At 68.3% G+C, this 2141-nt stretch carries 2 protein-coding genes; both read right to left on the bottom strand.

All coding sequences use genetic code 11. The features are described from left to right. On the bottom strand, window positions 1–1290 hold a 1290-nt coding region (locus tag ACT84W_RS00620; RefSeq protein ID WP_444327868.1), incomplete at its 3' end, for a TerB N-terminal domain-containing protein. A gap of 125 nt (window positions 1291–1415) precedes the next feature. Beyond that, on the bottom strand, window positions 1416–2141 hold a 726-nt coding region (locus ACT84W_RS00615), incomplete at its 5' end, for a DUF554 domain-containing protein (protein WP_444327867.1).

The following is a 2141-nucleotide window of genomic DNA, read 5'->3' as shown; positions in this document are numbered from 1 at the left end:
GCTGCTGATCGACGAGGAACGCGATGAGACCTGCGCCTCCTGCGTGACGCTCGCCGCGGCGCGGATGCCCGCGAGCTTAGAGAGGTCGATGTCCACGACGACGGGCTTGTGGGCTTCTTTGTACGCGAGGTAGTCGGAGATCTCGGCGTCGATCATCTTTACCAGGTACTTCGGCTCGGCGTGGTCCTTGAGCTGCGAGGGGAAGCCGATCGCGGCGCGCATCTGGCGGTCCACGGCGCGGCAAAGGTCGCCGAGCTTGGCGCTGCGGGCGCCCCCGTCGTGGAAGCCGTCGCAGGTCCAGTGTCCGTCTTTGCAGATGTAGCTGCGGGTGTCCGAGAGCTCGTAGACGCAGTCGGGGTGCGGGGCGGGCTCGTAGTGGATCGCCGACGCGTACATGAGGTGGCGGATGCGGAAGCGAGTGCCGAAGAGCGTCTCGACGAGGCCCTGGTTGTGCGTGCGCGCGTAATGGCGGGCGAGGCGGATGAAGAACGCGGTCAGCACCAGGCCGAAGTCCTCGGGGGCCTCTTTGTAGAGCCTCGAGTCCTTGAGGCGGTAGGTGGCCAGGGTGTCCGCGGCGTCGACGAGCTTCGCCGCCGCGTCGCCGAGCGTGCCGAAGTCGAGCGGCGCGCGGCGTGCGCCCTTGGGCGGGGCGCTCAGCACCGCGGCGCGGTCGATGCCCGCGAGCAGCGATATCGCGCGGTCGTGCGCGGCGTCGGAGTAGGGCGCGGCGAGCTTCGGGTCGAGGCCATGGTCGACCACGTAGTCCACGAGCCAGGGGCGGACGTTTTTGTCCATGCTCGCCTGGTCGAAGGCGCGGTACGCCCGGTAGAAGGCCTCGAGAGCCTCGAATGCCTTCCGCCCCGGCTCGACCCCGATGCCCATGAGCAGCTCATAGATATAGACGTAGGCGAACGAGGTCGAGACGTCCTCGATCCGGCCGCGGCGCACGTCGGCGCGCCAGGTGAAGTAGCCGCGCAGCTGGCGGTCGTTCATCGAGCGGTAGGTCGGGTAGTACGAGACGAACTGCCCGGAGAACGGCGCATGGTCCTCGAAGTCCTCGAGGAGCCTCGCCTGCTCATAGAAGAGCCGGGTCTCCGACCAGGTGCGCCCCTGCGGCGTGACCTGCAGGTTGCGCAGCTGCTTTATGGGGTCCGGCACATAACCGTGCATCTGCGAGCCGCGGCGGATGATGGGCTCGTCGCCGTAGGTCTTCGCGGAGGCGAACGCGCGGCCCTCGCGCAGGCGCGGGTCGGCGAGCAGCTGCTCGAGGATCTTGTCGATGTCCGGCACGGCTCGCCTCCTCGCGTTCGTCCCTGAGCCAGAACGTAATCATACGACTGAGGAGACGCGGGAGGATTCATCGCGCGGGGGGGTGGCGCATCGCCGATGCGGCCCGAGGCGGGCCTTGCGCGGGCCTACATGACGAACGCGCAGGCGACCGCCACGACGACGGCGGGGAGCATGTTCGCGGGCTTGAAGGTGCGCGGCCAGATCAGGTTCACGCCGACGCAGAAGATCAGGATGGAGCCCACGAGACCGAGGTTGTCGAGCGCCGCCTGCGTCATCACCGGCTGGAGCAGCGTCGACGCCGCGGTGACGAGCCCCTGCCAGGCGCCGACGGGCAGCGCGGCAAAGATGCAGCCCTTGCCCATGGAGGCCGTCATCGCGCAGACGATCACGGCGTCGATCGCGCCCTTGAGCATGAGGGTCGTGTAGTCGCCGGTGAGGCCGTCCTGGATCGCGCCGACGATCGCCATGGCGCCGATGCACACGGTGAGCGACGCCGTCACGAAGCCGTCGACGAACGACGCGTCCTTCGAGCTGCCGGTCTTCTCGCGCAGCCAGATGCCGAGCTGCTCGAAGCGGGCATCGAGGTCGATCGCCTCGCCGACGGCCGAGCCCACGGCCAGCGAGACGAGGATCATCATGGTCCCGCCCGACGAGAGCCTCATCGCTCCGTCGGCGGCCGTCGCGATCGCGAGCATCTTCTCCATCGTGCCGCCGATGCCGAGGAAGATGACGGACAGCCCGCATGCCTTGAGCAGCGCGTCCTGGAGCCGATCCGATATGAATCGCTTCCCGAGCAGGCCGGCGAGCCCGCCGGCGACGATGCAGCACACATTGATGATGGTCCCCAGACC

Origin of the sequence: Paratractidigestivibacter sp., from assembly GCF_052362415.1 — a bacterium.
GTDB lineage: Bacteria > Actinomycetota > Coriobacteriia > Coriobacteriales > Atopobiaceae > Paratractidigestivibacter.
This window is presented reverse-complemented; position numbering and strand designations above follow the sequence as displayed.